Source organism: Pseudomonas sp. IT-P74 (assembly GCF_949768175.1).
In the GTDB taxonomy this organism is placed as follows: Bacteria; Pseudomonadota; Gammaproteobacteria; order Pseudomonadales; family Pseudomonadaceae; genus Aquipseudomonas.
Genome location: NZ_CATKQD010000015.1, coordinates 1 through 23,951, shown reverse-complemented (window position 1 = coordinate 23,951; position 23,951 = coordinate 1). Strand labels below are relative to the sequence as shown.

Here is a 23,951-nt window from a genome sequence, read left to right as displayed (position 1 = left end):
GGTCCTTGGTTCTTGTTTCTTATTGCCAGCAATGCACAGCATGAATAAACGGAATGATATCTCTCTTAAAGGTCGTTTGTTGAGTAACCTCCGGGCAGCTAAAACTACAGGTCTGATCAGCCGTGAATTTCCGGCTGCACGTGTTCTGTCTTTTGCTTGAGGAGTGACCCATGGTTGCCGCATTGCTTGATCGTCTAGGTGTGAACCCGGCCCTGTACCAGAACGGCAAAGTGCCGGTGCATTCGCCGATCGATGGCAGCACGATTGCCGCCGTGAACTGGGAAGGCGCGGCTGAAGTCGAGCAGCACATCAGTCGCGCAGATCATGCGTTCGAACTGTGGCGCAAGGTTCCGGCACCGCGCCGTGGCGAGCTGGTGCGGCAACTGGGTGACATCCTGCGGGAATACAAGGCCGACCTCGGCGAGCTGGTGTCCTGGGAGGCCGGCAAGATCACCCAGGAGGGCCTGGGTGAAGTTCAGGAAATGATCGACATCTGCGACTTCGCCGTCGGCCTGTCCCGTCAGCTGTACGGTTTGACCATCGCCTCCGAGCGTCCTGGCCACCACATGCGCGAAACCTGGCATCCGCTGGGCGTCGTCGGCGTGATCAGCGCATTCAACTTCCCGGTCGCGGTCTGGGCCTGGAACGCCACGCTGGCGCTGGTCTGCGGCAACCCGGTGATCTGGAAACCGTCGGAAAAGACGCCACTGACCGCACTGGCTTGTCAGGCGCTGTTCGATCGCGTGCTGAAGAACTTCAGCGATGCACCACCGTACCTGAGCCAGGTGATCATCGGTGGCCGCGATGCCGGTGAAGCGCTAGTGGATGACCCGCGTGTCGCGCTGGTCAGCGCCACCGGCAGCACCCGCATGGGCCGTGAAGTGGCGCCGAAAATCGCCGCGCGTTTCGCCCGCAGCATTCTGGAACTGGGTGGTAACAACGCAATGATCCTCGGCCCAAGCGCCGACCTGGACATGGCCGTTCGCGCCATCCTGTTCAGCGCCGTCGGCACTGCTGGTCAGCGTTGCACCACCCTGCGCCGCCTGATCGCCCATGAATCGGTGAAAGAAGAAATCGTCACCCGCCTGAAAGCCGCGTACTCGAAAGTACGGATCGGTCACCCGCTGGAAGGCAACCTGATCGGCCCGCTGATCGACAAGCAAAGTTTCGACAACATGCAGGATGCGCTGGAACAGGCCCTGAGCGAAGGCGGTCGGGTGTTTGGCGGTGAGCGTCAGTTGCAAGACAAGTTCCCGAATGCCTACTACGTGTCGCCGGCCATCGTCGAAATGCCGGAGCAGAGCGATGTGGTCTGCCACGAAACGTTCGCCCCGATCCTTTACGTGGTCGGTTACAGCGATTTCCAGGAAGCCCTGCGCCTGAACAACGCCGTGCCACAAGGCCTGTCTTCGTGCATCTTCACCACCGACGTGCGTGAAGCCGAGCAGTTCATGTCGGCGGTGGGCAGCGACTGCGGCATCGCCAACGTCAACATCGGCCCGAGCGGCGCGGAAATCGGCGGCGCGTTTGGTGGCGAGAAAGAGACTGGTGGTGGTCGTGAATCCGGTTCCGATGCGTGGCGCGGCTACATGCGCCGCCAGACCAACACCGTGAACTATTCGCTGGAGTTGCCGTTGGCGCAGGGTATTACGTTCGACTGATTCTCACGCCGAGCAGTGATCCCCTGTGGGAGCGAGCCTGCTCGCGAAGGCGTCGGCACATTCAGCATCAATGTGACTGACAGGCCGCATTCGCGAGCAGGCTCGCTCCCACATTTGAACTGTGTGTTGGTTAGGTTTCTGCCTGGAGTCTGGCAATGCCGTTACGCGAAGAGTGTCTGTGGGAAAAACTGACGCCGCAAAGGCCGGACAATTCGGCCCTCAAGGGTGAGGTTTCGGTGGATGTCTGCGTCATCGGCGCCGGGTTTACCGGTTTGTCGGCGGCGGTGCATCTGCTGGAGCAAGGCAAGACCGTTTGTGTGCTGGAAGCCCATCGCGCCGGCCATGGTGGTTCGGGGCGCAACGTCGGGCTGGTCAATGCCGGGATGTGGATTCCCCCGGACGAGATCGAAGCCGGGTTTGGCGAGGCGGTTGGCAGCCAGCTCAACCGCATGCTGGGGGCGGCGCCTTCCCTGGTGTTCAGCCTTGTGGACAAGTACAACATCGATTGCCAGTTGCGCCGCGAAGGCACGCTGCACATGGCGCACAACGCCCGCGGCGAAGCCGATCTGCGCAGTCGTGAAGAACAATGGAAACGTCGCGGTGCGCCGGTGGAGTTGCTCACCGGTCGGGCCTGCGAGCAAGCCACCGGCACGAAAAAGATCGCCGCCGCGCTGCTCGATCGCCGCGCCGGCACGCTCAACCCGATGGCCTACACCACGGGGCTGGCCAAAGCGGCCATCGGCCTGGGCGGTCAATTATTCGATCATTCCCCCGTCACCCGACTCGAACGTCAGGGCCAGCGCTGGTCTGTGCAAACCGCCCAGGGCTCGGTCATGGCCGAAAAGGTGGTGATTGCCTCCAACGCCTACACCGAAGGCGACTGGACGGAACTGCGGCGCAATTTCTTCCCGGGTTACTACTATCAGGTGGCCTCGGCCCCGCTGACCGAAGACGCCGCCCGGCAAATTCTGCCCGGTGGCCAGGGTTCCTGGGACACCCGCCAGGTGCTCAGCAGTATTCGTCGAGACAAAGACGGTCGCCTGCTGCTCGGCAGCCTGGGTAATGGCAATCAGAAGCCGGCCTGGTTCCTCAAAGCCTGGGCCGACCGGGTGCAGCAGCACTATTTCCCGTACCTCAAACTGGTGGAGTGGGAGTGCACCTGGACCGGTTGCATCGCCTTTACCCCCGATCATTTGATGCGTCTGTTCGAACCCGCGCCCGGTTTAGTGGCGGTCACCGGTTACAACGGCCGGGGCGTGACCACGGGAACGGTGGTCGGCAAGGCCTTTGCCGATTACCTGTGTAACGGAAATCCTCAAGCGCTACCGATTCCTTTCGCGCCCATGCAGCCGTTGGCCGGGGTGGGCTTGCGCAGCTGTCTGTATGAGGCGGGATTCTCGCTGTATCACGCAGGCCAGTGCCTGCGGATCGTGATCTGAAGGTTGATTTTTGCAGTGGGAAGCGGCGCTTTTTCGATCTGCAGCTAGCCTGTAGTGGTGCGGGTTGTAGCAGTCCCGCACCAGCAGTGTGCACTTCGGTGACGCACGTTGTTACAGGCTGGTTGCACGTCGTTTAAAGCCGCGGTTGCAATGATGGCGCAGGTGGGTTGCGCCTCAAAAAAATAATGGTTTTACCTTCCGCGGTCTAGACGGTTGCACGCCCAATGAAAATGGGATCGAAACAGTCGAAATAACAAGAAAGCAGCGACTTTTTTCAGAATAAAAAACCGATGGCACGGCCCTTGCTCTGAGCATTCAGTGAAGTTGTAGTGCCAATTAAAAAAACCAAGGAGCATCACCTCATGTCCCAGACGTTTTACAAGAAAGGCTTTCTGGCCCTCGCAGTGGCAACTGCGCTGGGTGTTTCTGCGTTTGCTCAGGCTGACATCAAGATCGGCGTAGCGGGACCAATGACAGGTGCCAACGCGGCATTTGGCGAACAGTACATGAAGGGTGCACAAGCGGCGGCCGATGCGGTCAACGCGGCGGGCGGGGTTAACGGGGAAAAAATCGTACTGGTCAAGGGCGATGACGCCTGCGAACCGAAACAGGCTGTGACGGTCGCCAAAGACCTGACCAACCAGAAAGTCGCCGGCGTGGTCGGTCACTTCTGCTCCTCGTCGACCATCCCGGCCTCCGAGATCTACGACGAGGCGGGCATCATCGCCATCACTCCAGGCTCCACCAACCCGGCCGTGACCGAGCGTGGCCTGAGCGCCATGTTCCGTATGTGCGGACGTGACGACCAGCAAGGCATCGTGGCCGGCGACTACATCGTCGACGTGCTCAAGGGCAAAAAGGTTGTCGTGCTGCACGACAAGGACACCTACGGCCAGGGCCTGGCGGATGCCACCAAGGCTCAACTGGTCAAGCGCGGCGTAACGCCTGTGCTGTATGAAGGCCTGACCCGTGGCGAGAAAGACTTCAGCACCATCGTGACCAAGATCCGCGGCGCCGGCGCTGACGTCGTCTACTTCGGTGGTCTGCACCCGGAAGCCGGTCCTCTGGTGCGCCAACTGCGTGAACAAGGCCTGAAAGACGTCAAGTTCATGTCCGACGACGGCATCGTGACCGACGAACTGGTGACCACCGCTGGCGGTCCGCAATTCGTTGACGGCGTGCTGATGACCTTCGGCGCCGACCCACGCCTGCTGCCCGACAGCAAGACCGTGGTAGACGCCTTCCGCAAGGCCGGTACCGAGCCTGAAGGCTACACCCTGTACGCCTACGCTTCGGTTCAGACCCTGGCTGCAGCCTTCAACGGCGCCAAGTCCAACAAGGGCGAAGAAGCGGCTGCCTGGCTGAAGAAAAACCCGGTGAAGACCGTCATGGGCGAGAAGACCTGGGACAGCAAGGGCGACCTGAAAATCTCCGACTACGTGGTTTACCAGTGGGACAAGGATGGCAAATACCACCAGCTGGAAAAACAGAAGTAAGGGCTGACTCGATCGGCTGACTCCACAGTTCCCCTGTAGGAGCGAGCCTGCTCGCGATGACGGACTGACAGGCAACTCATTCGTTGAATGTTAAACCGCTATCGCGAGCAGGCTCGCTCCTACAGAGAGCGGTGGTGTGTCGGCTGATCGTGGCTGACATTGCTCCGACGTAAATCTGTATTTTCCTTAGAAGAACCGCACAGCCACATGTGCAGGTTCTCATTGCGTGAGATTGCGTTATGGATGGTATTTTCCTGCAGCAACTGGTCAACGGCCTGACCCTCGGGTCGGTCTATGGCCTGATCGCCATCGGCTACACAATGGTCTATGGCATCATCGGCATGATCAACTTCGCCCACGGCGAGGTTTACATGATTTCCGCTTACCTCGCGGCAATCAGTCTGGCTCTGCTGGCTTACTTCGGTATCGAATCTTTCCCGCTGCTGATGCTTGGCACACTGATCTTCACCATCGTCGTCACGGCAGTGTATGGCTGGGTCATCGAGCGTGTCGCTTACAAACCACTGCGCAACTCCACCCGACTCGCACCGCTGATCAGTGCGATCGGTATCTCCCTGATCCTGCAAAACTACGCACAGATCTCCCAGGGCGCGAAGCAACAAGGCGTTCCAACTCTGCTCTCGGGTGCCTGGCGCGTTGATATCGGTACCGGTTTCGTTCAGTTGACCTACACCAAGGTCTTCATTCTGGTCGCAGCGTTCGTCGGGATGGCCGCGCTGACCTACATCATCAAGTACACCAAGCTCGGCCGCATGTGCCGTGCAACCCAGCAAGACCGCAAGATGGCTTCGATCCTGGGGATCAACACCGATCGGGTGATTTCCTACGTGTTCATCATCGGTGCAGCGATGGCGGCCCTGGCCGGCGTGCTGATCACCATGAACTACGGCACATTCGACTTCTATGCCGGCTTCATCATCGGGATCAAGGCGTTCACCGCCGCGGTGCTCGGCGGGATTGGCTCGCTGCCCGGCGCGATGCTCGGCGGGATCATTCTGGGGATTTCCGAGTCGCTGTTTTCCGGTCTGGTGAACTCGGACTACAAAGACGTTTTCAGCTTCTCGCTGCTGGTCCTCGTTCTGGTCTTTCGGCCTCAAGGCCTGCTCGGCCGTCCTCTTGTGTCGAAGGTGTAAGCGATGTCTTCAACCACTAAAAAAACCATTGATATCAAAAAAAGTCTGGTTGACGCGATTCTTGCCGGCCTCATTGCCCTGATTGTGTTCGGGCCGATTGTCGGCGTCGTTCTCGATGGCTATGGCTTCAACCTGGAAACCACTCGGGTGGCGTGGATCGTGGCGATCGTCATGGCCGGGCGCTTTGCCCTGAGCCTGTTCCTGCAGACAGCCAAGGGCCTGAGAATCCTCGAGGGCTTTGAAACGACAGGCTCCGGGGTGCATGTGCTGGCGCCGGACTACAAGTCGCGGTTGCGCTGGATCATCCCGCTGATGATCGTCATCGCCGTGGTGTTCCCGTTTTTCTCCAACTCCTACCTGCTGGGCGTGGTCATCCTCGGGCTGATCTACGTGCTGCTGGGACTGGGGCTGAACATCGTGGTCGGCCTGGCCGGCCTGCTCGACCTCGGTTACGTGGCGTTCTACGCCATCGGCGCCTACGGCCTGGCGCTCGGTTATCAATACCTCGGGCTGGGTTTCTGGACGGTGTTGCCGCTGGCGGCGATCACGGCCGGTCTGGCCGGTTGCATCCTCGGTTTCCCGGTGCTGCGCCTGCACGGTGACTACCTGGCGATCGTGACCCTGGGCTTCGGTGAAATCATTCGCTTGATCCTCAATAACTGGCTGTCCTTGACCGGCGGCCCGAATGGCATGGCAGCGCCGTTGCCAACCTTCTTCGGCATCGAGTTCGGAAAAAGGGCGAAAGAGGGCGGAGTGCCGTTCCATGAGTTTTTCGGCATCGCCTACAACCCTGACGTGAAGTACTACTTCATCTACGCCGTGTTGTTCCTGGTGGTCCTGGCCGTGCTGCACATCAAGCATCGCCTGACCCGCATGCCGGTCGGCCGTGCCTGGGAAGCCCTGCGCGAAGACGAAATCGCCTGCCGCTCCATGGGCCTGAACCACGTACTGGTCAAGCTCTCGGCGTTCACCATTGGTGCCTCGACGGCCGGTCTGGCCGGGGTGTTTTTCGCCACCTACCAGGGCTTCGTCAACCCGACCTCGTTCACTTTCTTCGAATCGGCGCTGATCCTCGCCATCGTGGTACTGGGGGGCATGGGTTCGACCATAGGCGTGGTGATCGCAGCCTTCGTGCTGACCGTCGCCCCTGAGCTGCTGCGTGGTTTTGCCGAGTATCGCGTGCTGCTGTTCGGCATCCTGATGGTGTTGATGATGATCTGGCGACCGCGCGGCCTGATTCGGATCAGCCGTACCGGTGTGACCCCGCGTAAAGGAGTAGCGCCATGAGCGAAGTCGTACTCAGTGTCGAAAAGCTGATGATGCACTTCGGCGGCATCAAGGCGTTGAGCGATGTCAGCCTGAAAGTGCACCGCAACTCGATCTTCGCTTTGATCGGCCCCAACGGCGCCGGCAAGACCACGGTGTTCAACTGCCTGACCGGGTTCTACAAGGCCTCCGGCGGCAAGATCGAACTCAACATCCGTGGGCAACAGACCAACGTCATCAAATTGCTGGGCGAGTCGTTCAAACCAACGGATTTCGTTTCGCCGAAATCCTTCGCCAGTCGGCTGTTCTACAAGGCATTCGGCGGCACCCACCTGGTGAACCGTGCAGGCCTGGCGCGTACGTTCCAGAACATTCGTTTGTTCAAGGAAATGTCCGTGCTGGAAAACCTGCTGGTGGCCCAGCACATGTGGGTCAACCGCAGCATGCTGGCCGGTATCCTCAACACCAAGGGCTATCGCAAGGCCGAAAGCGATGCGCTGGACCACGCGTTCTACTGGCTGGAAGTGGTGGACCTGGTGGACTGCGCCAACCGATTGGCCGGTGAACTGTCCTACGGCCAGCAACGCCGCCTGGAAATCGCCCGGGCCATGTGCACCCGTCCGCAGATCATCTGCCTCGACGAACCGGCCGCCGGCCTCAACCCTCAGGAAACCGAAGCGCTGAGCGCGATGATCCGGCTGCTGCGCGACGAGCACGATCTGACTGTGGTGCTGATCGAACACGACATGGGCATGGTTATGAGTATTTCCGACCACATCGTGGTGCTGGACCACGGCATCGTCATTGCCGAGGGTGGTCCCGACGACATCCGCAACGACCCGAAAGTGATTGCTGCGTACCTGGGCGCCGAAGAAGAGGAGGTGGTATGAGTAAACCCATCCTCGAACTCAAGGATCTGGACGTGTTTTACGGCCCGATCCAGGCCCTTAAAGGCGTCTCGCTGCACATCAACGAAGGCGAAACCGTCAGCCTGATCGGCTCCAACGGCGCCGGCAAGTCGACCCTGCTGATGTCGATCTTCGGCCAGCCAAGGGCAGCCGACGGGCAGATCCTTTATCAGGGTGTGGACATTACCCACAAGTCGTCCCACTACATCGCCTCCAACGGCATCGCGCAATCGCCGGAAGGGCGACGGGTGTTCCCCGACATGACCGTCGAGGAGAACCTGCTGATGGGCACCATCCCTATCGGTGACAAGTACGCCAAGGAGGACATGCAGCGCATGTTCGAGCTGTTCCCTCGGCTCGAAGAGCGGCGTACCCAACGGGCGATGACCATGTCCGGTGGCGAACAGCAAATGCTCGCCATCGCCCGGGCCCTGATGAGCCGGCCCAAGTTGTTGCTGCTCGATGAGCCGAGCCTGGGCCTGGCACCGATCGTGGTGAAGCAGATCTTCGCCACCCTGCGGGAACTGGCCAAGACCGGCATGACCATCTTCCTGGTGGAGCAGAACGCCAACCACGCCCTACGGTTGTCGGACAGGGCGTATGTGATGGTCAACGGTGAAATCCGCATGACCGGCACCGGCAAGGAATTGTTGGTCAACGAGGATGTGCGTAACGCCTATCTCGGCGGGCACTGAGTCATTGTTGTTAAACACAAGCCCCGGCGCGCAATCGCCGGGGCTTTTTTACATCCCCCCAAACACCGCAAATCCCCTGTAGGAGCGAGCCTGCTCGCGAAGATCCCCAGGACAACGCATTTATCCAGAATGTTCGCGTTATCGATGACGTCCATCGCGAGCAGGCTCGCTCCTACAGGGGGGGCGGTGGAAATTGTGGAAAACAATATTCCCAAGCTCGTAAAGCGCGACATAAAGCCGCTGCAAATAGTTGTTTTGTCACGGTTTTGACTTGTCCCCGTTTGCTGTGGAACCGGCTGTGAATAACGTGGGAGTAGCTGGCTGTAGGCCTTTTAAACCGTGGCTTGCAGAGGTGCGGTTGTTTTTTGATCAGGTGTTTTTGCGCAGCTTGCAAGCCGCTTTGTCAACCTTTTTGTTCGGGATGAAAATGCATGGAAACGACCTGGGCAAGCCTGTGGATAAGTCTGTGATTAAACTCTGGAAAGACTCGGCTGAAGGCCGTGGTTACTGGCTTGGCGCCATCGTCGGTTTGACCCGTCAGTCATGAAAATGGCCAAGGGCTACACAGCAGGCGGTTGAGGGTCAAGCAAAAAAGTTTCAAAACCCCGCGCAAAGCCTTGTGGATAGCGGCTTGCGGCTTTTCCACTTGCCCCCAAAGACTGTGGACCGGCCTGTGGATAACGTGCGCGCACATGGCTGTAGGCCACGCTGGTCAAGGGTTTGCCGGGATTGAGCATTTTTTGAACAGATTGAACGGTGGTTGCCGCTGTGAACAAGGCCGGGCATGCTGCCTGCTGATTTTCTATTCCAATGGCTGGCGATCAGCCGAAGCAAGGAGAACACGATGTCCAACACCCTGTTTATTACCGGCGCGACCTCCGGTTTTGGTGAAGCCTGTGCCCGTCGTTTTGCCGAGGCCGGCTGGAAACTGGTGCTGACTGGCCGTCGTGAAGAGCGCCTCAATGCGTTGTGCGCCGAGCTGTCGAAGCAGACCGAAGTCCATGGCATGGTGCTCGATGTGCGTGATCGCAAGGCCATGGAGGAGGCGATTGCCAATCTGCCGCCATCCTTTGCCAAACTGCGCGGGTTGATCAACAACGCCGGGCTGGCCCTGGGGGTTGATCCGGCGCCCAAGTGCGACCTCGACGACTGGGACACCATGGTCGATACCAACGTCAAAGGCCTGATGTACAGCACCCGTCTGCTGTTGCCGCGCCTGATTGCCTACGGTCGTGGTGCCGGTATCGTCAACCTGGGGTCCATCGCCGGCAACTACCCGTACCCGGGCAGCCACGTGTATGGCGCGACCAAGGCGTTCGTCAAACAGTTCTCCCTGAACCTGCGTTGCGACCTGCAAGGCACGGGCGTACGGGTCAGTAACATCGAGCCGGGCCTGTGCGAGAGCGAGTTCTCGCTGGTGCGTTTTGCCGGTGACCAGGAGCGCTACAACGCCACTTACGCCGGTGCCGAGCCGATTCAGCCGCAGGACATCGCCGAGACCATTTTCTGGGTGCTCAATGCGCCTGCGCACATCAACATCAACAGCCTGGAGCTGATGCCGGTGAGCCAGACATGGGCCGGGTTTGCGATCGAGCGTAAGTCTTAAGACCGCGTAACGGCCAATCGCGAGCAGGCTCGCTCCCACATGGATCGCATTGAACCTGTGTGAGCGAGCCTGCTCGCGAAGGGGCCGACAGGCGACACAAAGCTTCAGCTAGACTCCTCCCTCAAGCAGCCCGCCACACCCGGCGGTCTAGAGGTTTTAGAGGAGATCAAGTGAGCAATCGAGGCGAGCAGTCGCTGCTCAAACAATCGACCTTCCTGATGCTCGCCGTGACATTCGCCGGGATCATCACCGGTTTTGTTTCGGGCGCCCAATCCATCCTGTTCGATGGCTTTTTTTCGTTGATCGCGGCCTTCATCAAGGTTCTGATGCTGATCACCGCCCGGCTGATCGCCAAGGAAAGCAACCAGCGCTTCCAGTTCGGTTCCTGGCACCTGGAGCCCATGGTGCTGGTGATCGAAGGTTGTTTCATATTCCTGGTGGCCGTTTATGCGTTTCTCAATGGTGTGTTCGGCATCATCAATGGAGGCCGCGAGGTCGAACTCGGTCTGGTGATCCTCTACGCGGCGGTGTTCACCGTCGTTGAGCTCATTTACTTCTTCTACGTCCGCCATCGCAATCGCACACTCAAATCATCGCTGATCCAGTTCGACAACATCAGTTGGCTGGTGGACGCGATGCTGTCGGCGGGACTGCTGGTGAGTTTCCTCATCGCGCTGTTGCTCAAGACTCAGGGTTACGACAAGTGGGCGGTGTATGTCGACCCGATGATCCTGATCCTGCTGGCCCTGGGCATGCTCCCCCCAGCGTTCAAAATCCTCGGGCCGGCCTTGCGCGATGTGTTGGGGATCGTTCCTGATCAACTGGACGACAAGGTGCGTCAGGTGATGGAGGTGGCGAAGGTCGAGCATGGTTTCGACGATTACATTTCCTACGTGCAGAAACACGGCAGGGCCTGTTTTATCGAGATTCACATCGTATTGCCGAAGGATTACTGGCTGGACGGTGTGGGGCAACTGGACAGTTTGCGCGAGGAGATTTCCGCGAAACTCGGTAAGCCGGATGCCGCGCGATGGCTGACCATCAGCTTTACCGGGGATCGCAAGTGGACTGAGTGATTGGATTTCACCTTGTGGCGAGATATTGCGCCAACCCGCGATAGCAGGTCGCCAGGTGATAAGGCGTGGTCGACGGCATGTCGCGGCGGCTGACTTCACCGTGCTCGTCACGGCATTCGTGCCAGCCGCCGGTATGCAGCGAGCGCTGCTGCAATACTTGTAATTGACGCAGCACGACGGCCTCGTTATCCGGACGCAGCGTCAATGCGCGCAGGTACTCGGCCTGGGCCCAGATACGCTGCGTGGCGTCCCGGACGCCGCCATCCGCTGCAAAGTAGAGCATCGCCCGCACGGCACCCGTCTGCTGATCGACGCCCACTTGCTCGGTAAAGGCGAAGGCCCGTTCCAGATCGGCATGCAGCGTCGAATTGCGCAACAGCGGCGAGGATTCCAGCAGGAAATACCACTCGAACTGGTGCCCCGGTTCAAACCAGTTATCCACAGACCCCAGCGGCTTTTCCATCAACACGCCGTGCTGCGGATCGATGAAGCGCGCGTGCATGGCTGTGCATAACCCGACGAGCGCCTGTTGCACGTCGAGGTCTTCGCGCACCGACAGAGTGGCGAGGAAAGCTTCGGCCAGGTGCATCAGCGGGTTTTGCAAAGGGCCGCTGTCCAGCGATGCCCAGTCGCGGTCGAGCGTGGCTTCGTACAGACCGTCGTCCGTGGCGAAACGCTGCGCGACCACTTCCAGCGAGGCGTTGAGCACCGACTCCACCAGCGGTTCGCGGACCTTGTCCCAGTAATGGGCGCAGGCGAACAGGATGAAGGCGTGGGTGTAGAGGTCCTTGCGCTGATCCAGCGGCGCACCTTGTGCATCGACGCTGTAGAACCAGCCGCCGTGCTCGGCATCGTGGAAGTGCCGCTGCAACGAGCGGAACAATGCAGCGGCACGTTCTTCGGCACCCGGCACCTGACCGATCAGGCTGGCAAACAGATACAACTGCCGCGCACAGGCCATGGCCCGGTAGCGTTGCGGTGGCAGCGGTCGGTGTTCGGCATCCAGCGCCTCGTAGGGCAACGCCATGTCGGCGTTCCAGCCCGGACCTTGCCAAAGCGGCACGATGACGTTCAGGAAGTGCTGTTGCACCGAGGCGAACAGGGCGGTCAATTCAAGCTGGGAGGCAGAACGGGAAACAGGCGGCATTGGCTGGCGTCGTCACGGCAGGGGCGATTGCGCGACATGTTAGCAGAGAGGCTGACCTGAGAGAGGCTGTGTCTGTCAGGCCGCCTTCGCGGGCAAGCTCGCTCCCACAATGGAGCTGTGCGCACAGGACCCATGTGGGAGCGAGCCTGCTCGCGAAGGGGTCATCACAGGCAACAAAAAATCAACCCGCCAACAACCACACCCCGGTTGCCGCCGAAGCCGCGCCCGCCAGCCGTACCAAAGGCGCTGCGGCCTGCGGCAACACCCGCACCAGCGCATAACCCGCCGCGTGCAACACCGCCGTCGCCGCGACAAAGCCTGCGGCGTAGGTCCAGGGACTCGACATGTCCGGCAGTTCCAGCCCGTGCGCGACGCCATGAAACAGTGCAAACAACGCCGTCGCACCCAACGCCATCACCAACGGTGGACGCACTGCCAGGGCAACCGCCAGCCCCAAGGCCAACACGGAAGCGGCAATCCCGCTCTCCAGTGCCGGCAGGTTCAATCCTTCAAAACCCAACAGCCCGCCAATGAACATGCAGCCGACAAAGGTGCACGGCAGCGCCAAACGCGCAGCACCTTGCTGCTGTGCCGCCCACAGACCGACCGCGAGCATCGCCAGCAAGTGATCGAGGCCGCCAAGCGGATGGCCGATACCGGCGATCAAACCGTTGTCGTCGTGCCCCGGATGGGCGAAGGCGAGGGCCGGAGTCAGCAGCAGGGCCAGAGCGCCGAGAATGCGTTTGAGTGTCATGGATAAGCTTCCTTGTTGAAGTCGTGATCAGGCCGCGGTCAGCAAACCCTGGCGTTCGATGAAGGCGATGATCTCTTCCAGACCCAGGCCGGTTTTCTGATTGCTGAACACGAACGGTTTGCCGTTGCGCATGCGCTGGGTGTCGCTGTTCATCATCTCCAGCGAGGCGCCGACCAGCGGCGCGAGGTCGATCTTGTTGATCACCAGCAGGTCGGATTTGCAGATCCCCGGCCCGCCCTTGCGCGGCAACTTGTCGCCGGCCGAGACGTCGATCACGTAGATCGTCAGGTCCGACAATTCCGGGCTGAAGGTGGCGGAGAGGTTGTCGCCACCGGACTCCACGAGAATCAGGTCCAGCCCCGGAAAGCGTCGGTTGAGTTGATCCACGGCTTCGAGGTTGATCGAGGCGTCTTCGCGGATGGCCGTGTGCGGGCAGCCACCGGTTTCCACGCCGATGATGCGTTCCGGCGCCAGGGCTTCGTTACGCACCAGAAAGTCGGCGTCTTCGCGGGTATAGATGTCGTTGGTCACAACGGCCAGGTTGTAACGCTCGCGCAGGGCCAGGCACAGGGCCAGGGTCAGGGCGGTTTTGCCGGAACCGACCGGGCCGCCGATGCCGACGCGCAGGGGTTGTGTGTTCATGTGATTCTCCAAAATAACAGACCCTAGGAACGGAACAGACGGCTGTACTGGCGCTCGTGGGCCATACACGCCAGGGACAGGCCGAAAGCGGCACTGCCGTAATGATCGGGGTCGATTCGGGTGGCGTTGTGTTGAGCTTGTTGAAGCAGCGGCAGCAGTTCGCTGGTCAGGCGTTGGGCGGCTTGCTGACCCAGGGGCAGGGTTTTCATCAGCACCGCTAATTGATTTTCCAGCCAGCTCCAGAGCCACGCGGCAAGAGCGTCCTGCGGGCTGATCTGCCAGGCGCGCGCGGCCAACGCCCAACCCAGGGCCAGATGTGGCTCGCTGCGTTGTTCGAGGAAGGCACGGGCGGGCGCGTCGAGTTCCGGCAAACCATTGAGCAATTGCTGCAGCGAGTAGCCCATCTGCCGGCTCTCCTGATGCAGTTCGCGGGTTTCGCGACTGGCGCGATGCGCTTCGCAGACCTGCAGCAATTCGTTCCAGTTTTCCTCGCTGGCGGCCACGCAATGGGCGAGCAGCAAGGGTGCTTCAAAGCGTGCCAGGTTCAGCAACAACTGATCGCTGATCCAGCGCCGGGCGCTGGCGGGGTCGTGAACACGGCCGTTATCCACAGCCATTTCCAGCCCTTGGGAGTAGCTGTAGCCGCCAATCGGCAATTGCGGACTGGCCAGGCGCAGCAGCGCCCAGGCCGGGTTCATGTGCGTACGCCGAACTGGTGCAGTTTCGGCGCATAGTTGAAGTCTTCATCGCCGTGGCGCGAATGATGATGACCACCGCCGTAGGCGCCATGTTCCGGCTGGAACGGCGCCTCGATGTTCACGGCAACGGCACCGAGTTGTTCGAGCATGGCCTTGAGCACGTAATCGTCGAGCAGGCGCAACCAGCCGTCGCCGACTTGCAGGGCGACATGGCGATTGCCCAGGTGATAGGCCGCGCGGGTCAATTCGAAGGCGTTGGCGCAGGTGACGTGCAGCAATTGTTCGGGGCGGGCGCAGACACGCACGATTCGCCCGTCTTCGGCTTGCAGGCATTCGCCGTCATGCAACGGCGGCTGGCCGCGCTCCAAAAACAACCCGACGTCTTCGCCTTCGGCACTGAAGCAGCGCAAACGGCTTTTGCTGCGGGCTTCGAACGTCAGGTGCAGCTCGGCGGCCCAAACGGGTTGAGGGTCGATTCTGCGATGAATCACCAGCATCGGAAGGCTTCCAGCAGTGGACAATGCTCAGGCTAGAGCAAGGGGCTTGCCAATCGACGTGACATGTAGGAAATGGCTGTGGGATGGGTCGGATAAGTTGCGAGGGGATGGAGCTTTTGGATGAAGTTGGTGCGCTGTTTTTGATTTGCGCACCAAGTTGAAGCGGCGAGGTTCAATGTGGGAGCGAGCCTGCTCGCGATGGCGGTGGAACGGTCACATAGATGGTGGATGTCATGCCCTCATCGCGAGCAAGCTCGCTTCCACAGGGATTTCATCCACAGAAAGTTACTCGGTGCTACCGAGTCCTTGCCAGTGCTTCAGACCGATAAAGATGAAGCGCAATTGCTGGGTGATTTTCGCCTGGGGCGTCAGGTGCTCGGGCAAGGCCTCGGCTGGCGGATCGATGATGTCCGGCAGGGTGGCGAACACGCTCTTGACGATCAGGTCCGCCATGACGCTGAGGTCGGCGATCTCCAGATGCTGCAGTTTTGGCATCAGTGACAAATCCGCCGCCAGGTCCGAGCTGATGTTTTCACGCAAACGGCCGATGGCCTGGCGCACCGGCAGCGAACCACCGTACTGCTCGCGGGCGAGAAACAGGAACTGCGAACGGTTGGCGCTGACCACGTCGAGAAAAATCCGTACCGAGGCATCGATGATGCCGCCCATCACGAACTCGTTGTGCCGTACCAGGCGAATGGTTTCGCGGAATGTCTGGCCTACTTCGCTGACCAGCACCAGGCCCAATTCATCCATATCGGCAAAATGCCGATAGAAACCGGTCGGTACGATCCCGGCGGTTTTCGCGACTTCGCGCAGGCTCAGGCTGCCGAATCCTCGGCCGCCATCCATCAGGCGCCGGGCAGCGTCCATCAGGGCATTACGGGTTTGTTGTTTCTGTTCGGCGCGGGGCAGCATCGCAAGGGCGTTTTCTGGACAGGGACGCGGCGCACTCTAGCAAATCGGCTTTGCCGGCGTCGAACGACTGTGGTGGGATCAAGCGGGGAGGTGCGGCATTTATCAAGCGGACCACTGAAAAGTCAAAAGCCCAATCCGGGGATTGGGCTTTTTTTCAGGGCGGCCATGGGGCTTAGCTCACGGCGCTGTTGCGTTCGATCACACGGTCACCACCGCCTTCAGCGAGGGTTTGACCTTGTGGAGTGCGATCCGAACCGTCGGCGGCAAGGGTCTGGCCTTGAGGGGTACGGTCGGAACCATCAGCAGCCAGGGTTTGACCTTGTGGGGTGCGATCGGAACCGTCAGCGGCAAGAGTCTGGCCTTGTGGGGTACGATCGGAGCCATCGGCAGCCAGGGTTTGACCCTGAGGAGTACGGTCCGAGCCATCCTGAGTGATCAGGCCTTTTTCTTTCAGGCGATCATTGCCGCCTTCGGCAAGGGTCTGGCCTTGTGGAGTGCGGTCGGCGCCATCGGCGGCGATGGTCTGGCTGAACACTGAGTGGTCTTGTTTCACTTGTGGGGTAGCCTGGTCGGCTGCTGGCAGGGCAAAAGCAGTGCTGGCCAGCATCGAGAGTGTAAGGCTAAGCAGTAGTTGGCGTTTCATGATCGTTGTGCTCCTCGGGGGTGCGAAAAAGTGGGTACGAGAGCAATGCTACTCTCGATAAATCGATATGAAAGTTCATAAACGCAATGGTAATAATCAACGGAATTGATTGTTTGCTGCGGAGCCTCTAAACCGGGCGTTTCCGGCGAGTAGTCTTGCACCGAAACGGGTATTTTCGACTCATCTTTGATAGGCAAAAGTGCGGGGGGCGGTAACGCTGAATGACTGATTGGTCAGTATTGGACTGGATGAATTCGGCGAAATCGGTCTACCGATTAAACCTGCTGGGTTTTTATCAGTCGTAGTTTTCATGGCGAGCCGTTTGCGGCTCACCGTTTCACATGTGCGTCGCAGTCGGGGCGCTCAGTCGTATCAGGAGCCCTGTGCAATGACGCGCACTCAAAAGACGTTTGTCTGGACCCTTTCCACTTTCCTTACCTTGTTGATGGTGCTGGTGCTGATCATCGTGTTCTTCGACTGGAACCGGATCAAAGCGCCGCTCAACGCCAAAGTTTCTGAAGAACTGCACCGCGCTTTTGCCATCAACGGCAATCTGTCGGTTGTCTGGCAGCCCGAGCCCGATGAAGGCGGCTGGCGCGCCTGGGTACCGTGGCCTCATGTGGTGGCCGAAGACTTGAGCCTGGGCAATCCCGACTGGTCGAAACAACCGCAGATGGTCACTCTCAAGCGGGTGGAGCTGCGTATTTCACCCCTGGCATTGCTGGCGCAGCGGGTGGTGATCCCACGTATCGATCTCACCGAGCCCAATGCCCAACTGCAACGCCTGGCTGACGGGCGCGCCAACTGGACCTTCAAATTCGACCCGAAGGACCCAAACGCCGAGCCTTCGAGCTGGGTATTGGATATCGGTGCGATCGGCTTCGACAAGGGCCACGTCACCCTCGACGACCAGAACCTGAAGACTCAACTCGACGTACTGATCGATCCACTGGGCAAACCGATTCCGTTCAGCGATATCGTCGGCGACAAAGCAGCGAAAACCGCGCAGGAAAAGGGCTCGTCACCCCAGGATTATGCGTTCGCGCTCAAGGTCAACGGCCAGTACCACGGTCAGAAACTCGCGGGCCAGGGCAAGATTGGCGGGCTGTTGGCGTTGCAGGACGCGGCACGGCCGTTTCCGCTTCAGGCACAGGTGAAGATCGCCGATTCCAGCGTCGAACTGGCTGGCACCTTGACTGATCCGCTCAATCTCGGCGCCCTGGACTTGCGCCTGAAACTGGCCGGCATCAGCCTGGGCAACCTCTATCCGCTGACCGGCGTGATCCTGCCGGACACACCACCCTATGCCACCGACGGCCACCTGGTCGCCAGGTTGCACGAGGCGGGTGGCGCGGTGTTCCGCTATGAAGAATTCAACGGCAAGATCGGCGAAAGCGACATCCACGGCAATCTGACTTACGTGGCCAGCCAGCCACGGCCAAAACTCAGCGGCTCGCTGTTGTCCAATCAATTGCTGTTCGCTGACCTGGCGCCGCTGATCGGTGCCGACTCCAACGCCGAACAGAAGGCCCGGGGCGGTGACAGTAAACAACCCGCGGACAAAGTGCTGCCGGTCGAAGAGTTCAAGACCGATCGCTGGCGCGATATGGACGCCGATGTCGAATTCACTGGCAAGCGCATCGTGCACAGCGAAAAACTGCCGTTCAACGACCTCTATACCCATCTGGTGCTCACCGATGGCGTGCTCAGCCTTGAACCGCTGCGCTTCGGCGTGGCCGGCGGCAAGCTGGATGCGCAGATTCGCCTGAACGGCCGCACCGATCCACTTGAGGGCCAAGCCAGGCTCACGGCGCGAGGCTTCAAGCTCAAGCAGTTGTTCCCCGGTTTTGAGCCGATGAAAACCAGTTTCGGTGAGCTCAACGGCGATGCAGATATCAGCGGGCGTGGCAACTCGGTGGCCAAACTGCTGGGCAGTGCCAATGGCAATCTGAAAATGCTGATCAACGATGGAGCCATCAGTCGCGAACTGATGGAGCTGGCGGGCCTGAACGTCGGCAACTACGTGGTGGGCAAGATCTTTGGTGACAAGGAAGTGAAGATCAACTGCGCCGCCGCGGACTTCGGCATCCAGTCCGGCCTGGCGAGTACCCGTTTGTTTGTGTTCGACACCGAGAACGCCATTGTTTACATCGATGGCACGGCGAACATGGCGACGGAGCAATTGGACCTGACCATCACCCCGGAATCCAAGGGCTGGCGTCTGATTTCATTGCGCTCGCCGCTGTATGTGCGCGGCAAGTTCATCAAGCCCGATGCCGGGGTAAAGGCCGTGCCGTTGATGCTGCGCGGAGCCGGGATGGTGGCGCTGGGCGTGATCGCCGCACCGGCGGCAGGATTGCTGGCGTTGGTGGCGCCGAGTGGGGGCGAGGCGAACCAGTGTGCGCCGTTGCTGGAGCAGATGAAGGCGGGCAAGGCGCCGAAGACCGTCAAGTGACGATGGAGGATTGACGCAGGTTAACGCTATTGGCCAATCGGTTGCCAATAGCGTGGTGGGCGGATTACCGGTAACGTAATTTTCTATCGCTGCGTAACTTCAACTTGAATCAAGTCGGTTTTTATCTTGCTGCCGAGTTTGTCTATAACCGTCTTGCGAATGCTGTTGTATTTTTCTTGCTCCAGGTAAGCAGTCCATTTGCTTATTTTAAGATCGCTGAGTATGTCTTCTTTGTCCAGGTGTTCGTCAAGGAAGGAAATGTTTACAGGGTGGCTGGCATCCAATGAAATCTGAATGGAAATAATGGTTTTGTTTTCGAGGATAATGGTTAGGAATGGATGGATGTTGATGCCGCTTTCAGCATTAAAGTTGTTTGTGTTGGGGGTGTTTAGTTGTAATTTGTTTAATGTTGCTTCAATAACGTTGGATTGATCCGGCAGGCGCTTTATTGAGGTGAGGCATTCCGATATTTGAGCTTTCTGTGACGCTGATAAGAAATCTTGTAGCGCCAGCTCTATGAGCGTTAAAAGGCTCGTCGGTTGTTTTTTCAGGATCTGGCTTCCGCTACTTTTAGTTGTCCAGAATATAGAGCCAAGAAGTTTTCTGTATGGGCTAAGTCGGTCGTCGAGGGGCGCGTTGAGACTGGTTGCTAAATGTGCGAGCAGGCTAGAATGCAAGATGTCCTGCTTTAGTGTCTCTGCGTGGGAGCCCAGGAAGATAGTGATGTTTCCAGCGATGACATAAACTTCTGATTTGTTTTGAGTCATCCGTGACCTCGTTAAGTTATGTTTGTGAAGGTTCGTAAAGTAGTTACGAACCTTTTATTCAGAAACGTCGGGATTTATTGGTAGCCAGGGATGTCGTCAAGAGCCTCTTCAGCGGCCTGTCCGAGTTTTTTGAGCACCCCATTACGCACTTGGTCATACACTCCAAGGTTAAGGTATACAGCCTGCGCTGCTGTCTTGATACGTGTTTCCTGGCTAGTGGATTTCCAGAACAGAATGCCTCTACTGCTTTCGCGAACATTAAGGGTGTTGCAGTTAAGGACCATCATCGGGGAGCCTTCCTTTGTCTGCCATACAGGGGACATGTCAAATTTGGCGTCAGATCCAATATTGGCTTTCCGATTGTAAATGTCGATCAGGCCTTGGTTGTTTTTTACACCATCTACAGCTTTGGATGCCAGTTCCAGCAATTTCGGAGCATTTGCCCCCACCAGTCCTTGCAAAACATGGGCGGCAACGATATCCATGGTTAGACCGCTGCGCTTGATCGTCTGGTCTTTTACCTGGGAGGCTTGAGTGACCCAGCCAAGTTTTGCCAGTGTGTCGATGTAATATTTGTACCATTGATGCAGCTCTTTGATTGGGTCGTAGAGTTTAGTTGCGGCGTTTTGTACCAGTAGCTTGCAGTTGTCGACATCTTTGCGGTTTTGTTCCGAAACACCGGCCATATAGATGTTCATCATTTCCGGGCCGACAGTGCCGCTTTCTTTATTGGGGTCTATCGGAGTGTGTACGGAAAAAGGTTGCATTGATGGTGTGGTGGGTGCTGCCAAGGTTGGCAGTGAATCCAGGAATTCAAGTCGTTGTTCAATGTGCATGGTTCTAGTCCTTTATGATTAAAGCAGACTTCTTGTCTGTGGTTTTAATATAAATAAGTGGTGTGGCAAGTCCAGTGAGTGTTTGTAACTCGATGCTGGTGTTTTGAACTTTCGATAAAGTTATTTTGGTGAGCTAGTTGCCATATGGCTTTGTTGGTTGCCACAAGTTTTTCAGTATATCCGCCATATCATCAGTTCGATGACCGGCTATTCGCCGAGCAGGCGCAGCGCCGCTTCGCAGTTGGCGCTGTAGCTTTCGGTAACGGGATATCTGCCGGTCAGTCATTTACCCCAGGTGCCAGCGCATGCCCGGACAACAATGCCTCTTCACGCAACCACGCAAAAAAAGCCCGAACCGGTGGATGACGTTCGCGTCCAGGCACGCACAGTGCGCTGTAGCCGGCACCGTCGACCTGGATTTCCCCCCGGTACGGCAACAACAGGCCACTGGCCACGCTTTCCGACACCAGAATATTGCTCGCCAGCACCAGGCCTTGGCCGGCAATTGCCGCTTGCAGGGCGTAATGCTCTTCGTCGTACTCGCGCACGGCGGGCTGGTCGCTTAGCCAGGTTTCGCCGGAGCGAGCGCACCAGGCTTCCCAGCCGTGGGCATAGAGCTTGGAGTTGTGCCAACGAACGCTGATCAGTGTGGGGGTGCGACTCGACGCCAAGGCCACTTGTTCGGGCGAGCCGTAGACACCAAAGGACTCATCGAACAGGCACTGGCCGTACAGGTTGGGGTAATCATCAAGGCTGTAGCGCAGCACCAGATCGACACTGGCGTCCTGATGCAGATCGATGACCTCGCAGTGGGTATCGAGGCGCACATTGATGTTCGGGTGCCGGGCGTAGAAGCGTCCCAAGCGTGGCACCAGCCACAGGGCGGCGAAGGCGGCGGTGGTGGAGACCGTCAGGTTGGCGCCGCTGCGTTGCGGACGCAGTGTATCGACACTTTGCGCCACTTCGAGGAAAGCCCCGTGCAGGCTCTGGAACAGCCGTTCGCCGCATTCGGTCAGGCGTACCTGGCGTGGCAGGCGCTCGAACAACGGCACGCCGAGCCAGCTCTCCAGGGAGCGGATCTGGTGGGACACCGCCGTCGGGGTAACGGACAGTTCTTCGGCGGCGGCCTTGAAGCTCAACAGGCGCGAGGCGGATTCAAAGGCCCGCAGGGCGGTCAACGGCAACGAGGCAAACATTGAACACTCCATGGATGAAATGAATTCATCCAGACTGATTTCTGCTCATTTGAACGAGGACGGTGGTGAGCTTCAAGCTGCAAGCCACAAGCCACAAGCCGTTTGAGTTTAGCCCTGAGGAGAGACAGATGAGTAGAATTCTTGCCGTTCACGCCAGCCCCCGTGGTGACCGTTCACACTCCCGGCGTTTGGCCGAAGTGTTTCTGTCGGCCTGGCAGTCCCGTCATCCACATTCACAGTTGACCCGGCGCGAAGTCGGTCGGGCACTGATTCCTCCGGTCAACGAGGCATTCGTGGCCGCCGCGTTTTACCCCGAGCCCGCCGCTCGGCCGCTGTCGATGCAGGCTGACCTGGCCCTCAGCGACGAACTGGTTGGCGAACTGCTTGGCCACGATGTGCTGTTGATATCCACGCCGATGCACAACTTCAGCGTACCCAGCGGCTTGAAGGCCTGGATCGATCAGATTGTGCGGGTGGGAGTGACCTTCGCTCACACCCTGGACAATGGCGTGGCCCAGTACCAACCCTTGGTGCAGGGCAAAAAAGCCCTGATCATCACCAGCCGTGGCGGCTTCGGTTTTGGCCCGGGCGGCGAACTGGAAGCCATGAACCATGCCGACACGCTGCTGCGCACGGTGCTCGGATTCATCGGCATCACGGACGTCACCGTGGTGGCTGCCGAGGGTGAAGAGTCCGCCGAGCGTAGCTTTGAGATCTCTGCCGCCGAGGCTGAGCGGCGTCTGTTGGCGCTGGCCGGGGAGTTCTAGATGGCCTGGCTGTTTCTGCTGGTCGCCGCCGGGTTCGAAGTCACCTTCGCCATGGGCATGAAGTACGCCGAGGGCTTTACCCGGCTCTGGCCTTCGCTGATCACCGTGGTGGCCGCTGTGGGTGGGATCTATTTCCTGACCCTGGCCATGCGCGAGTTGCCGGTGAGCATCGCGTACCCGATCTGGACCGCCATCGGTTCGCTGGGCACGGTGTTTCTCGGTTTCGCGCTGCTGGGTGAAAGCCTGAGCGTGATCAAGCTGGTCTCGGTCGGGCTGATCGTGGCGGGCGTGGTGGGGTTGAAGTAGGGCGGATGACATAGACTTGTCGCTGAGTTGTCATCTTCGCTGGCGATGCTTGGCGGATGTCTTGCATCCCGCCTTGCGTCACCGCCCGACCACCAGGATGTCCGCCCATGTCGCAAGGTTCTGCCCCGCGCTACCCGCTGGTGTTAGTCCCGGGAATGCTCGGGTTCATCCGGTTGGTGTTTTATCCGTACTGGTACGGGATCGTCGAGACGTTGCGCCATGGTGGTGCGGTGGTGTTCGCCGTGCAGGTCTCGCCGCTCAATTCGAACGAAGTGCGCGGCGAACAATTGCTTGTGCGTATCGACGAAATTCTGCGGGAGACCGGGGCCGCCAAGGTCAACCTGATCGGCCATAGCCAGGGCTCGTTGACCGCCCGTTATGCCGCGGCCAAACGCCCGGACCTGGTGGCATCGGTGACATCGGTGGCGGGGCCGAACCACGGTTCGGAGCTCGCCGATTACCTGCACGAGCATTACCCCCATGACAGTGTCCGTGGTCGTCTACTGTGCTTTTTTCTGCGAATGGTCGCCGTGCTGATGGGGTGGCTGGACACCGGTTACCGCGGGCCGAAGCTGCCGGTGGCTATCCATGCGTCCCATCACTCCCTCACCAGCGCTGGCGTCGCGCTGTTCAACCAGCATTATCCACAGGGATTGCCCGAGACCTGGGGTGGTCAGGGGCCGGAGGAGGTCAACGGCGTGCGCTATTACTCCTGGTCCGGCACCTTGCAACCGGGCATCACCGATCGCGGGCGCAATCTGCTGGACGGCACCAACCGCACTTGCCGGCTGTTCGCTAAAACTTTCGTCCGCGAAACCGGGCATTGCGACGGCATGGTCGGACGCTACAGCTCGCATCTGGGCATGGTGATTGGTGACGAATATCCGCTGGATCACTTCGATATCGTCAACCAGTCGCTGGGGCTGGTAGGCAAGGGAGCCGAGCCGATCCGCTTGTTTGTCGAGCATGCGGCGCGGCTGACCGCGGCAGGGCTTTAGACCGGGTTATCGTTCATCGCGAGCAA

Annotated in this window: 24 protein-coding genes; 14 read left to right on the top strand and 10 right to left on the bottom strand. The window is 59.2% G+C overall.

Features of this window, described 5'->3' with window-relative positions:
* Positions 1-170: 170 nt before the first annotated feature.
* The 10 genes from ACM6J5_RS12880 (at position 171) to ACM6J5_RS12835 (ending at position 11,301) form a co-directional block, all read left to right on the top strand.
* Entirely contained in the window at positions 171-1,661 is a 1,491-nt protein-coding gene (locus ACM6J5_RS12880; RefSeq protein ID WP_056725425.1) for an aldehyde dehydrogenase family protein, read from the top strand.
* A gap of 155 nt (positions 1,662-1,816) precedes the next feature.
* The gene (locus tag ACM6J5_RS12875) at positions 1,817-3,100 is read left to right on the top strand and encodes an NAD(P)/FAD-dependent oxidoreductase (protein WP_414928637.1); all 1,284 of its coding nucleotides are present in this window, start codon (positions 1,817-1,819) and stop codon (positions 3,098-3,100) included.
* 362 nt (positions 3,101-3,462) lie between these two features.
* The gene (locus ACM6J5_RS12870) at positions 3,463-4,596 is read left to right on the top strand and encodes an ABC transporter substrate-binding protein (RefSeq protein WP_008048115.1); all 1,134 of its coding nucleotides are present in this window, start codon (positions 3,463-3,465) and stop codon (positions 4,594-4,596) included.
* A 239-nt stretch (positions 4,597-4,835) separates the two neighbouring features.
* Complete coding sequence (locus tag ACM6J5_RS12865) at positions 4,836-5,750, top strand: ABC transporter permease subunit (protein WP_008048116.1); 915 nt, start codon at positions 4,836-4,838, stop codon at positions 5,748-5,750.
* A gap of 3 nt (positions 5,751-5,753) precedes the next feature.
* Positions 5,754-7,037, top strand: coding sequence for a high-affinity branched-chain amino acid ABC transporter permease LivM (gene livM / locus ACM6J5_RS12860; RefSeq protein ID WP_095945442.1), 1,284 nt, complete (start codon positions 5,754-5,756; stop codon positions 7,035-7,037).
* Positions 7,034-7,906 carry an ABC transporter ATP-binding protein gene (locus ACM6J5_RS12855; protein WP_095945441.1) on the top strand — a complete coding sequence of 291 codons (873 nt, stop codon included), beginning with the start codon at positions 7,034-7,036 and terminating at the stop codon, positions 7,904-7,906. Before livM ends, ACM6J5_RS12855 begins: the two co-directional genes overlap by 4 nt.
* On the top strand, positions 7,903-8,619 hold the full coding sequence (locus tag ACM6J5_RS12850) for an ABC transporter ATP-binding protein (protein WP_007979701.1): 717 nt from the start codon (positions 7,903-7,905) through the stop codon (positions 8,617-8,619). Before ACM6J5_RS12855 ends, ACM6J5_RS12850 begins: the two co-directional genes overlap by 4 nt.
* A 298-nt stretch (positions 8,620-8,917) precedes the next feature.
* A complete protein-coding gene (locus ACM6J5_RS12845; RefSeq protein ID WP_414928636.1) occupies positions 8,918-9,166 on the top strand; it encodes a hypothetical protein in 249 nt (82 codons plus the stop codon).
* Positions 9,167-9,463: 297 nt separating this feature from the next.
* Entirely contained in the window at positions 9,464-10,225 is a 762-nt protein-coding gene (locus tag ACM6J5_RS12840; RefSeq protein ID WP_414928635.1) for an SDR family oxidoreductase, read from the top strand.
* 170 nt (positions 10,226-10,395) lie between these two features.
* On the top strand, positions 10,396-11,301 hold the full coding sequence (locus ACM6J5_RS12835) for a cation diffusion facilitator family transporter (protein WP_095945438.1): 906 nt from the start codon (positions 10,396-10,398) through the stop codon (positions 11,299-11,301).
* A 7-nt stretch (positions 11,302-11,308) separates the two neighbouring features.
* Here ACM6J5_RS12835 and ACM6J5_RS12830 read toward each other — a convergent pair whose 3' ends face one another.
* The 7 genes from ACM6J5_RS12830 to ACM6J5_RS12800 form a co-directional block, all read right to left on the bottom strand.
* Positions 11,309-12,448, bottom strand: a complete 1,140-nt coding sequence (locus ACM6J5_RS12830; protein ID WP_414928634.1) for an AGE family epimerase/isomerase — start codon at positions 12,446-12,448, stop codon at positions 11,309-11,311.
* Between the two features lie 181 nt (positions 12,449-12,629).
* Positions 12,630-13,202 (bottom strand): HupE/UreJ family protein, encoded by a 573-nt coding sequence (locus ACM6J5_RS12825; RefSeq protein WP_414928633.1) that lies wholly within the window; start codon positions 13,200-13,202, stop codon positions 12,630-12,632.
* A 27-nt stretch (positions 13,203-13,229) separates the two neighbouring features.
* Positions 13,230-13,844, bottom strand: a complete 615-nt coding sequence (gene ureG, locus ACM6J5_RS12820) for an urease accessory protein UreG (RefSeq protein WP_046039876.1) — start codon at positions 13,842-13,844, stop codon at positions 13,230-13,232.
* A 23-nt stretch (positions 13,845-13,867) separates the two neighbouring features.
* Entirely contained in the window at positions 13,868-14,542 is a 675-nt protein-coding gene (locus ACM6J5_RS12815; protein WP_095945435.1) for an urease accessory protein UreF, read from the bottom strand.
* Positions 14,539-15,039: an urease accessory protein UreE gene (ureE, locus tag ACM6J5_RS12810; RefSeq protein ID WP_150673196.1), complete on the bottom strand. Its 501-nt coding sequence runs from the start codon at positions 15,037-15,039 to the stop codon at positions 14,539-14,541. Before ureE ends, ACM6J5_RS12815 begins: the two co-directional genes overlap by 4 nt.
* Before the next feature lie 285 nt (positions 15,040-15,324).
* Entirely contained in the window at positions 15,325-15,957 is a 633-nt protein-coding gene (locus tag ACM6J5_RS12805; RefSeq protein WP_095945433.1) for a TetR family transcriptional regulator, read from the bottom strand.
* A 172-nt stretch (positions 15,958-16,129) separates the two neighbouring features.
* Positions 16,130-16,600, bottom strand: a complete 471-nt coding sequence (locus ACM6J5_RS12800; protein ID WP_095945432.1) for a hypothetical protein — start codon at positions 16,598-16,600, stop codon at positions 16,130-16,132.
* 388 nt (positions 16,601-16,988) lie between these two features.
* Between ACM6J5_RS12800 and ACM6J5_RS12795 the strand changes: the two genes are divergently transcribed.
* Complete coding sequence (locus tag ACM6J5_RS12795; RefSeq protein ID WP_414928632.1) at positions 16,989-19,055, top strand: AsmA family protein; 2,067 nt, start codon at positions 16,989-16,991, stop codon at positions 19,053-19,055.
* Positions 19,056-19,138: 83 nt separating this feature from the next.
* Here ACM6J5_RS12795 and ACM6J5_RS12790 read toward each other — a convergent pair whose 3' ends face one another.
* From ACM6J5_RS12790 to ACM6J5_RS12780, 3 genes are all read right to left on the bottom strand, one after another.
* On the bottom strand, positions 19,139-19,822 hold the full coding sequence (locus ACM6J5_RS12790; RefSeq protein WP_414928631.1) for a hypothetical protein: 684 nt from the start codon (positions 19,820-19,822) through the stop codon (positions 19,139-19,141).
* A 74-nt stretch (positions 19,823-19,896) separates the two neighbouring features.
* Positions 19,897-20,658, bottom strand: coding sequence for a hypothetical protein (locus tag ACM6J5_RS12785; RefSeq protein ID WP_414928630.1), 762 nt, complete (start codon positions 20,656-20,658; stop codon positions 19,897-19,899).
* A gap of 278 nt (positions 20,659-20,936) precedes the next feature.
* Positions 20,937-21,866 carry a LysR substrate-binding domain-containing protein gene (locus ACM6J5_RS12780; RefSeq protein WP_414928629.1) on the bottom strand — a complete coding sequence of 310 codons (930 nt, stop codon included), beginning with the start codon at positions 21,864-21,866 and terminating at the stop codon, positions 20,937-20,939.
* 116 nt (positions 21,867-21,982) lie between these two features.
* Between ACM6J5_RS12780 and ACM6J5_RS12775 the strand changes: the two genes are divergently transcribed.
* The 3 genes from ACM6J5_RS12775 (at position 21,983) to ACM6J5_RS12765 (ending at position 23,925) form a co-directional block, all read left to right on the top strand.
* The gene (locus tag ACM6J5_RS12775; protein WP_414928628.1) at positions 21,983-22,621 is read left to right on the top strand and encodes an FMN-dependent NADH-azoreductase; all 639 of its coding nucleotides are present in this window, start codon (positions 21,983-21,985) and stop codon (positions 22,619-22,621) included.
* On the top strand, positions 22,622-22,927 hold the full coding sequence (locus ACM6J5_RS12770; RefSeq protein ID WP_056725381.1) for a DMT family transporter: 306 nt from the start codon (positions 22,622-22,624) through the stop codon (positions 22,925-22,927).
* A gap of 107 nt (positions 22,928-23,034) precedes the next feature.
* On the top strand, positions 23,035-23,925 hold the full coding sequence (locus tag ACM6J5_RS12765; RefSeq protein ID WP_414928627.1) for an esterase/lipase family protein: 891 nt from the start codon (positions 23,035-23,037) through the stop codon (positions 23,923-23,925).
* The last annotated feature ends 26 nt before the right edge of the window (positions 23,926-23,951 follow it).

Bases quoted from the DNA above. Each gene is read 5' to 3' on its own strand.
- ACM6J5_RS12880 (WP_056725425.1), top strand. From the start codon at position 171: ATGGTTGCCGCATTGCTTGATCGTCTAGGTGTGAACCCGGCCCTGTAC.
- ACM6J5_RS12875 (WP_414928637.1), top strand. From the start codon at position 1,817: ATGCCGTTACGCGAAGAGTGTCTGTGGGAAAAACTGACGCCGCAAAGG.
- ACM6J5_RS12870 (WP_008048115.1), top strand. From the start codon at position 3,463: ATGTCCCAGACGTTTTACAAGAAAGGCTTTCTGGCCCTCGCAGTGGCA.
- ACM6J5_RS12865 (WP_008048116.1), top strand. From the start codon at position 4,836: ATGGATGGTATTTTCCTGCAGCAACTGGTCAACGGCCTGACCCTCGGG.
- livM (WP_095945442.1), top strand. From the start codon at position 5,754: ATGTCTTCAACCACTAAAAAAACCATTGATATCAAAAAAAGTCTGGTT.
- ACM6J5_RS12855 (WP_095945441.1), top strand. From the start codon at position 7,034: ATGAGCGAAGTCGTACTCAGTGTCGAAAAGCTGATGATGCACTTCGGC.
- ACM6J5_RS12850 (WP_007979701.1), top strand. From the start codon at position 7,903: ATGAGTAAACCCATCCTCGAACTCAAGGATCTGGACGTGTTTTACGGC.
- ACM6J5_RS12840 (WP_414928635.1), top strand. From the start codon at position 9,464: ATGTCCAACACCCTGTTTATTACCGGCGCGACCTCCGGTTTTGGTGAA.
- ACM6J5_RS12830 (WP_414928634.1), bottom strand. From the start codon at position 12,448: ATGCCGCCTGTTTCCCGTTCTGCCTCCCAGCTTGAATTGACCGCCCTG.
- ACM6J5_RS12825 (WP_414928633.1), bottom strand. From the start codon at position 13,202: ATGACACTCAAACGCATTCTCGGCGCTCTGGCCCTGCTGCTGACTCCG.
- ureG (WP_046039876.1), bottom strand. From the start codon at position 13,844: ATGAACACACAACCCCTGCGCGTCGGCATCGGCGGCCCGGTCGGTTCC.
- ACM6J5_RS12815 (WP_095945435.1), bottom strand. From the start codon at position 14,542: ATGAACCCGGCCTGGGCGCTGCTGCGCCTGGCCAGTCCGCAATTGCCG.
- ureE (WP_150673196.1), bottom strand. From the start codon at position 15,039: ATGCTGGTGATTCATCGCAGAATCGACCCTCAACCCGTTTGGGCCGCC.
- ACM6J5_RS12805 (WP_095945433.1), bottom strand. From the start codon at position 15,957: ATGCTGCCCCGCGCCGAACAGAAACAACAAACCCGTAATGCCCTGATG.
- ACM6J5_RS12800 (WP_095945432.1), bottom strand. From the start codon at position 16,600: ATGAAACGCCAACTACTGCTTAGCCTTACACTCTCGATGCTGGCCAGC.
- ACM6J5_RS12795 (WP_414928632.1), top strand. From the start codon at position 16,989: ATGACGCGCACTCAAAAGACGTTTGTCTGGACCCTTTCCACTTTCCTT.
- ACM6J5_RS12790 (WP_414928631.1), bottom strand. From the start codon at position 19,822: ATGACTCAAAACAAATCAGAAGTTTATGTCATCGCTGGAAACATCACT.
- ACM6J5_RS12785 (WP_414928630.1), bottom strand. From the start codon at position 20,658: ATGCACATTGAACAACGACTTGAATTCCTGGATTCACTGCCAACCTTG.
- ACM6J5_RS12780 (WP_414928629.1), bottom strand. From the start codon at position 21,866: ATGGAGTGTTCAATGTTTGCCTCGTTGCCGTTGACCGCCCTGCGGGCC.
- ACM6J5_RS12775 (WP_414928628.1), top strand. From the start codon at position 21,983: ATGAGTAGAATTCTTGCCGTTCACGCCAGCCCCCGTGGTGACCGTTCA.
- ACM6J5_RS12770 (WP_056725381.1), top strand. From the start codon at position 22,622: ATGGCCTGGCTGTTTCTGCTGGTCGCCGCCGGGTTCGAAGTCACCTTC.
- ACM6J5_RS12765 (WP_414928627.1), top strand. From the start codon at position 23,035: ATGTCGCAAGGTTCTGCCCCGCGCTACCCGCTGGTGTTAGTCCCGGGA.